General features: G+C 70.6%; 6 protein-coding genes and 1 pseudogene. 3 read left to right on the forward strand and 4 right to left on the reverse strand.

Annotated elements, in window-relative coordinates:
* Together BKE38_RS28345 and BKE38_RS28350 are read left to right on the forward strand one after the other, a co-directional pair.
* Window positions 1–446: pseudogene (locus BKE38_RS28345) on the forward strand (shikimate dehydrogenase); the annotation flags it as partial.
* A 157-nt stretch (window positions 447–603) separates the two neighbouring features.
* On the forward strand, window positions 604–1296 hold the full coding sequence (locus BKE38_RS28350) for a hypothetical protein (RefSeq protein WP_076960494.1): 693 nt from the start codon (window positions 604–606) through the stop codon (window positions 1294–1296).
* Between the two features lie 7 nt (window positions 1297–1303).
* Here the strand turns inward: BKE38_RS28350 and BKE38_RS28355 are convergent, their stop codons facing one another.
* The 4 genes from BKE38_RS28355 to BKE38_RS28370 all read right to left on the reverse strand — a co-directional run bounded on the left by BKE38_RS28355 (window position 1304) and on the right by BKE38_RS28370 (window position 4820).
* Window positions 1304–1942, reverse strand: a complete 639-nt coding sequence (locus BKE38_RS28355; protein ID WP_076960495.1) for a TetR/AcrR family transcriptional regulator — start codon at window positions 1940–1942, stop codon at window positions 1304–1306.
* Between the two features lie 298 nt (window positions 1943–2240).
* A complete protein-coding gene (pcaF, locus tag BKE38_RS28360; RefSeq protein WP_076960496.1) occupies window positions 2241–3449 on the reverse strand; it encodes a 3-oxoadipyl-CoA thiolase in 1209 nt (402 codons plus the stop codon).
* Window positions 3449–4132 carry a 3-oxoacid CoA-transferase subunit B gene (locus BKE38_RS28365; RefSeq protein ID WP_076960497.1) on the reverse strand — a complete coding sequence of 228 codons (684 nt, stop codon included), beginning with the start codon at window positions 4130–4132 and terminating at the stop codon, window positions 3449–3451. The genes pcaF and BKE38_RS28365 overlap by 1 nt, the downstream gene beginning before the upstream one ends.
* Before the next feature lie 13 nt (window positions 4133–4145).
* Complete coding sequence (locus BKE38_RS28370; RefSeq protein WP_076960498.1) at window positions 4146–4820, reverse strand: 3-oxoacid CoA-transferase subunit A; 675 nt, start codon at window positions 4818–4820, stop codon at window positions 4146–4148.
* Window positions 4821–5354: 534 nt separating this feature from the next.
* On the opposite strand from BKE38_RS28370, the gene BKE38_RS28375 reads away from it, so the two are divergent.
* Window positions 5355–7629 (forward strand): glycosyltransferase (locus tag BKE38_RS28375; protein WP_106409327.1); only part of this gene is annotated, 2275 nt, incomplete at its 3' end.

The raw sequence follows: 7629 nt of genomic DNA on the forward strand, positions 1-7629 counted from the left end.
CCGGCGGGGCGGGGGCGGCGGTGGCGCATGCCGCCATGACGCTGGGCACCGGCCGCCTGACCCTGCTGGACATGGACCCCGCGCGCGCCGAGCAGCTGGCCGCGGCGCTGTGCGAGCGCTTCGGCCCTGGCCGCGCCGTCGCCTCGACCGACATCGACGCCGCCATGGCCCGCGCCCATGGGCTGATCCATGCGACGCCGACCGGCATGGCGAAATATCCCGGCCTGCCGCTGCCGGCGCATCTGCTGCGCCCGGAGCTCTGGGTCGCCGAGGTGGTCTATGTGCCGCTCGAGACCGCCCTGCTGCGCGAGGCCCGCGCCCGCGGCTGCCGCACCGTCGACGGCGGCGGCATGGCGGTGTTCCAGGCGGTCGGCGCCTTCCGCCTCTTCACCGGGCGCGAGCCGGAGGCCTCGCGCATGCTGGCGCATTTCCACGGGATGGTCTGATAGAACTTTCTTTCCGTTGGCTTCAGACTTTCTCAACCCGTTCCATGGCACCCAGGCGGTGGACGAGGCCGGCAGAAACCGGTCTCCCCACCGCCTTCCCCTCTTTCCACCTTGCTAAAGGCATCGCTGGAAGCCTCCAACGGGTTGAGAGGTTCCCATGCTTCCCGTCTCCGCCGCCTCCGGCCAGCAGGGCCTGTCCGAGTTCTGGGCGCAGCTGCGCGCCCGCGCCGAGCAGGCCGCCCAGACCGCCGGCAACACCACCACCGACGGCACCGCCGATCCGGCCAGCACCGCGCCCGGCACGGTCGTGGCGCCGGGCGTCGCGACGCCGGACGGCAGCACCCGCTACAGCGACGAGACCGAGGCCCTGCTGGTCGCCCTGCAGAGCGAGCCCGGCACCGCACCGCCGCCGCCCCAAGGCCCGCCGCCCGGCGGAGCGCCACCCGCCGCCGAGGACGAGGCAGCCGCCACCGGCGCCATCGCGGCGCTGAAGGCCCTGCTGGAAGCGCTGCAGGCGGAGGCGGAAGAGGACGCCGTGGCCGAGGCCGCCGGCGAGGGCACCAGCATCCGCGCCGCCGGCGGCAACACCCTGGAAGAGGCCCGGGCCAGCAGCGCCACCCCGCCCGAGGCCAGCCCGATCGGCCAGGTTCAGGGCCTGCTGCAGAGCATCATCGGCCAGCTGCAGGCCGACCGTTCCAGCGGCGCCGAGCGCAGCGCCGAGACCCAGCCGGCCCGGGAAGAGGATCCCGACCGCGGCTTCCGCCAGCGCGCCCTGGCCGAGGCCGCGCGCGCCTATGCCGCGCAGCAGGAGGAAGGCCCGGGCAACGCCGCCGCCTCGATCTTCGCGTAACGGGGGCTCAGACGCTCACGTAGCGCAGCACCGCCTCGGCGATCATCTGTCGCTGGCTGGCGGTGCGCGCCGCAGCCGAGAGGTCGACCCCGAAGATCGCCCCCAGCGTGTGCCGGTTGGCGACCCGGTGGAAGCAGCTGCCGTTGATCAGGATATGCAGGTCCAGCGGGTCGATTCCGGGGCGGAACAGGCCGGCGGCCTCGCCCCGCGCCAGCAGCCCGCGCAACAGCCCGATCACCGCGTCGTTGCGGCCGCGGAGCGTCGGCGAATGCACGATATGCGCCGCGTCGTGGATGTTCTCGACCGAGACCAGGCGCACGAATTCCGGATGCTCGGCATGGTAGTCGAAGGTGGTCTCCACCAGCCGGCGCAGCGCCTCGGCGGGCGCCAGGTCATCGAGATGCAACCCTGCCTCGGCGGCGCGGATGCCGCCATACATCTCCTCCAGCACGGCGGCGAAAAGCTGCTCCTTGCTGCCGAAGTAGTAGTAGATCATCCGCTTGGTGGTCTGCGTCCGCGCGGCGATCTCGTCCACCCGGCCTCCGGACAGGCCCTTCTCGGAGAACTCGGCGATGGCGGCATCGAGAATGCTGCGCCGCGTCTGCTCCGCATCCCGCGGCCGTGGCGCCGCCTTCGCCATCCCCATCGCCTGTCCGCCTCCCTGAACTATCCGGTTCGGCCAATAGCATGGGGGAGGCGAGACAGGGGAGGAAGACGGGGGGAAGAATGAATTCTTCCCCCCGGACCCCCCATCATTCTTTTCTTTCGCCGGCCCTTGCGGGACCTGCGCCTCGCCGGAGGCCACATCAGGCGTGGGCGGCAAAGCAGCGCGCCCTGCAAGGTCGCGCTGCTGCCGGGCCGTTTCACGGACCGTCTCCACCGGGACACGGCCGTCTGACAGAAAGAAGAAGGGGTCCAGGGGAATTCCTTCCCCTGGCCTGGCTTCAGACCTTCTCGAGGACCATGGCGATGCCCTGGCCGACACCGATGCACATGGTGACCAGGGCGTAGCGGCCGCCGCGGAGGTGGAGCTCTTCCACCGCCGTCTGCACCAGCCGGGCGCCGGACATGCCGAGGGGATGGCCGAGCGCGATGGCGCCCCCATTGGGGTTCACGTGCTCGGCGTCGTCGGGCAGGCCCAGGTCGCGGGTGACGGCCAGGGCCTGGGCGGCGAAGGCCTCGTTCAGCTCGATGACGTCCATCTGGCCGAGTGAGAGGCCAGCCTTCTCCAGCACGCGGCGGGTGGCCGGCGCCGGGCCGAAGCCCATGATGCGCGGCGGCACGCCGGCGGTGGCGCTGGCGACCACCCGGGCGCGCGGGGTCAGGCCGTGGCGGCGGGCGGCGTCGGCCGAGGCGAGCAGGATGGCGCAGGCGCCGTCATTGACGCCCGAGGCATTGCCGGCGGTGACCGACCCGCCTTCGCGGCGGAACGGCGTGCCGAGCCTGGCCAGGGCCTCCAGCGTGGTGTCGGGACGCAGGTGCTCGTCCTGCGAGACGATGGTGGGCTCGCCCTTGCGGCGCTTGATCTCGACGGGGACGATCTCCCGCGCGAAGCGGCCGCTTTCCTGGGCCTTCTTGGCCCGCTGCTGGCTGCGGAAGGCAAAAGAGTCCTGGTCGGCGCGGCTGATCTGGAAGTCGGCGGCGACGTTCTCCGCCGTCTCCGGCATGGAATCGACGCCGTATTGCGCCTTCATCAGCGGGTTGACGAAGCGCCAGCCGATGGTGGTGTCGTAGATCTCGGCCGCGCGGCCGAAGGCCTCGGCCGACTTGCCCTGGACGAAGGGGGCGCGGGTCATGCTCTCGACGCCGCCGGCCAGCATCAGCTCCGCCTCGCCGGACTTGATGGCGCGCGCCGCGATGCCGGTCGCGTCCATGCCCGAGCCGCAGAGGCGGTTGACCGTGCTGCCGGGGACCGTGTCGGGCAGGCCGGAGAGCAGGCTGGCCATGCGGGCGACGTTGCGGTTGTCCTCGCCGGCCTGGTTGGCGCAGCCGAAGACCACATCGTCCAGCGCCGCCCAGTCGAGCTCCGGATGGCGCGCCATCAGGGCGACGATCGGCACCGCGGCCAGGTCGTCGGCGCGCACCGGCGCCAGCGCCCCGGCATAGCGGCCGATCGGGGTGCGGGCAGCGTCGCAGATGAAGGCATCACGCATCAGGCGGTCTCTCCAGGCTCGGAATCAGGCTGGGCCATCTGCAGGGGCGCGTCGGTGCGCGCCTGCAGCTCCTCGAAGGTGAGGCCGGGCGCCATCTCCACCACGGCGAAGCCCTGGGGGGTGACGTCGAGCACGGCCAGGTTGGTGTAGACGCGGCGCACCGCACCCATGGCGGTCAGCGGATAGCCGCATTTCTTCACCAGCCGGGGGGCGCCGTCCTTGGTGGTGTGCTCCATCACCACCCAGAGGCGCTTGGCGCCGGCGGCCAGGTCCATGGCGCCGCCGACCGCCGGCGCCGTGTCGTTGGCCGAGGTCGCCCAGTTGGCGACGTCGCCGTTCTCCGCCACCTCGAAGGCGCCGAGCACGCAGAGGTCCAGATGCCCGCCGCGGATCATGGCGAAGCTGTCGGCATGGTGGACATAGGCGCCGCCGCGCAGCAGCGTCACCTGCTGCTTGCCGGCATTGATCAGGTAGGGGTCGGCATCCTCCGGCGCCGGGGCCGGGCCCATGCCGAGCACGCCGTTCTCGGAATGGAACACCACCTCGCGGCTGGCGGGGACATAGTCGGCCACCATGGTCGGGATGCCGATGCCGAGGTTGACGTACCAGCCCTCGGGAATGTCCTGCGCCACGCGGCGCGCCATGTCCTTGCGGGAGAGGGGGGCGAAGGCGGTCTCGCTCATGGTTCTCGTCTCCTCAGGCGGCGGTGCGGGGCAGCTGGATGACGCGGTCGACGAAGATGCCCGGGGTGGCCACGGCCTCCGGGTCGAGGGTGCCGAGGGGCGCGATCTCATCCACCTCGACGATGGTCAGCTTGGCGGCCATGGCCATCACGGGATTGAAGTTCCGCGCGCTGCGGCGATAGGTCAGGTTGCCCCAGCGATCGGCCATATGGGCCTGGACGAGGGCCACATCACCGGGCAGCGCCTGCTCCAGCACGCACATCTTGCCGCAGAACTCGGCGGTGGGCTTGCCCTCGGTCAGCAGCGTGCCGTAGCCGGTCGGCGTGTAGAAGGCCGGAACGCCGGCGCCGGCGGCGCGCATGCGCTCGGCCAGCGTCCCCTGCGGCACGATCTCCAGCTCCAGCCTGCCGGCCTTGTAGAGCTCCTCGAAGACCACCGAGCCGGCGCTGCGCGGGAAGGAGCAGATGATCTTCCTGACCCGCCCGAGCTCCATCAGCCGCGCGAGACCCACCCGCCCGGTGCCGGCATTGTTGGCGACGACGGTGAGGTCAGAGGCGCCCTGCTCGATCAGCGCGTCGATCAGCGTGTCCGGCTGGCCGACCGAGCCGAAGCCGCCGACCAGGACGGTCGCGCCATCGGGGATGCCTTGCATCGCCTCGGCCATGTCTCGGACGATCTTGTTGATCATACGTTCCTCGCTGTTGCTTCGGGCATTCTTGGGGCCGCGGCGCAGGGGCTCGGGGCCATGGCCGAGACTAGGTCCGCCTCCGCAGGCCCCGCAACGCCGTGCGCTATCCGCACACCGTCCTGCCACTGAGGTTGTCGCGTCGGCAGGCTGGTCCAGGTACTCCGGCGAGGTTGGGGGCAGGTCGTTTCAGTAACGGGGTGGGGTTGACTTGGCGCCCACGTTTTCGTGAAGATGAACTGTTATCCAGAAGCCACAATTGCGGCCGATTTGCCACAATTCGCCCCGATTTCGGCGTGGAGCCGCTGGATGACAGAGGGATGGCAGGCAGGCTGTCGCAGGGCGTGCAACCCAAGCTCGAGCTTGGTGTTGCCGGCTGACCGGTTGTTCGCCGCCGCGCCCGCGACGCCGCCCCCGCCCGGGCGGCGGCGGCCCTCGCCGGTTTGGTTCCGGTGGGCGGAAACGACGCCCTGCGCTACATTCTGCCGCAGGGAACACGGGGAAGCGCGCCGTTGCGCGCGGGACAGGGGTTATTCGATGGCGTTGAAGGCTTCCGGCGAGCGCTTCATTCCCGAGGCGTATCACGGCGAGATCGCAGTCGAGCATTATCATCGCTATCTCTTCGCCCGTGAATTCGTGGCCGGGCGCGACGTTCTCGATATCGCCTGCGGCGAGGGCTATGGCAGCGCCCTGCTGGCGGAGCTGGCCAGCCGCGTCACCGGCGTCGACATCGACCGCGAGGCCGTGCTGGCCGGGCAGCAGCGCTACTCCCGCGGCAATCTCGACTTCATGCTGGGCGACTGCCTGCGCATCCCGCTGCCCGATGCCAGCGTCGACGTCGTCGTCAGCTTCGAGACCATCGAGCATATCGACGAGCACGAGGCGATGCTCGCCGAGCTGAAGCGCGTGCTGCGGCCGGGCGGCCTGCTGATCATGTCGAGCCCGGACAAGTACCGCTATTCGGTGCTGCCCGACCACAGCAACCCCTTCCATGCGAAGGAGCTCTACGCCCACGAATTCGCCGCGCTGATGAAGCGGCATTTCCGCAACCTGGCCATGGCCGGGCAGCGCTCGATGTTCGGCTCCGGCCTGTTCTTCGAGCAGGGCGTCGCCGGCGCGCTGAGCTTCGAGCGCGAGGCCGGCCGCTTCCAGCGCGCCGCCGGCATTCCCGCCGCCATGTACTGCGTCGCCGTCGCCTCCGACGCGCCGCTGCCGCCGCTGTTCAACGGCGTGCTGATCGAGGCCGTCACCGCCAGCGACGCCGTGGTCCATGTCGAGGCCAAGCTGCGCGAGCGCGAGGCGGAGCTGTCCGCCCTGGCCGGCAGCGTCGGCGACGCCCAGCAGCGCAGCGCCGAGCTGCAGCGCGACGTCGACCGGCTGCAGAAGGCCCTGGCCGAGCAGCGCCGCCTGGCCAATGCCGCCACCGCCCGGCTGGAGACCGAGCGGCAGCGTGCCAGCGCCCTCGAGGCCAGCACCTTCTGGCGCGCCAGCGCGCCGCTGCGCCGGCTGGTGGGCAACCTGCCCGGGCTGCGCCGCGTGCTGCGCAACGCGATGCGCGCGGTCTACCACTCCCGCCGCAACCTGCGGCACCATCGCGTCACCCGCGCGCGCCAGGCCAGCTACCAGCCGCTGGTCACGGTGATCGTGCCCAACTTCAACCACGCCCGCTTCCTGCCGCAGCGCATCGACAGCATCCTGAAGCAGGGCTACCAGAATTTCGAGCTGCTGATCCTCGACGACGCCTCGACCGATGACAGCGTCGCGGTGATCGAGCGCTACCGCCAGGCCAATCCGGACAAGATCCGCGTGCTGGCCAATACCCAGAACTCGGGCAATGTCTTCCGCCAGTGGCAGCGCGGCATCGCCGAGGCGAAGGGCGAGCTGATCTGGATCTGCGAGAGCGACGACTTCGCCGAGCCGGACTTCCTCGAGAGCCTGGTGCCTGCCTTCCTCGACGACAGCGTGATGATCGGCTTCGGCCGCATCCAGTTCGCCGACCGCGACGGCAAGCCCTATCCCGGGCTCGACGGCTACCGCGAGCGGGCCGAGCCGGGGATCTGGGCGGCGCCGCTGGTCCGCCCGGCCAAGGCCTGGTTCGACCATGCCTTCGGCGTCAACAACGTCATCCCCAATGTGGGCGGCTGCCTGATCCGCAACCAGCCGATCGAGGACACGATCTGGCAGGAGGCCACCACCTACAAGATCCTCGGCGACTGGTATCTCTACGCCATGCTCGGCCGCGGCGGCCGCCTGGCCTTCGAGCCGCAGGCCGTCACCTATTTCCGCCAGCATGGCGACAACACCTCGGTCAGCAGCTTCACCACCGCGGCCTACTACGTCGAGCATGAGCGGCTGGTGCGGCTGCTGCGCCAGCGCTGGGGCATCCCCGACGCGACGGTCGAGCGCTTCGCCAATGGCGTGCGGGCGCAGTTCGACTATGCCAGGGCGGCGAATTCGCTCGGAGCGCTGGAGCGGGTCTTCGACATCGACCGGGCGCTGACCACGCCGCGCAGCCAGCGCCACGTGCTGATGGTCATCCTGGGCTTCTATCTCGGCGGCGGTGAGCTCTTCCCGATCTACCTGGCCAACCAGCTGGTGCGCGAAGGCCATACGGTCTCGGTGCTGGCGCTGCAGCCGCATGACTGGAACGCCGGCATCCGCGCCCAGCTCGACCGCCGAATCGCCGTCTACGACGCCGCCACCGTCCGCAAGATCGGCCCGCGTCCCTTCATCGAGGAGATCGGCGCCGACGAAATGCGAATGGACGACGTCGGCGCCGATCTCCTCGATGAAGGGACGCGGGCCGATCTTG

This window comes from Teichococcus deserti (genome assembly GCF_001982615.1).
GTDB classification, from domain to species: domain Bacteria; phylum Pseudomonadota; class Alphaproteobacteria; order Acetobacterales; family Acetobacteraceae; genus Pseudoroseomonas; species Pseudoroseomonas deserti.

What these genes read in the sequence shown, in the direction of transcription:
- pcaF (WP_076960496.1), bottom strand. Translation starts at nt 3,449, where the DNA reads ATGCGTGATGCCTTCATCTGCGACGCTGCCCGCACCCCGATCGGCCGC.
- BKE38_RS28355 (WP_076960495.1), bottom strand. Translation starts at nt 1,942, where the DNA reads ATGGGGATGGCGAAGGCGGCGCCACGGCCGCGGGATGCGGAGCAGACG.
- BKE38_RS28350 (WP_076960494.1), top strand. Translation starts at nt 604, where the DNA reads ATGCTTCCCGTCTCCGCCGCCTCCGGCCAGCAGGGCCTGTCCGAGTTC.
- BKE38_RS28370 (WP_076960498.1), bottom strand. Translation starts at nt 4,820, where the DNA reads ATGATCAACAAGATCGTCCGAGACATGGCCGAGGCGATGCAAGGCATC.
- BKE38_RS28365 (WP_076960497.1), bottom strand. Translation starts at nt 4,132, where the DNA reads ATGAGCGAGACCGCCTTCGCCCCCCTCTCCCGCAAGGACATGGCGCGC.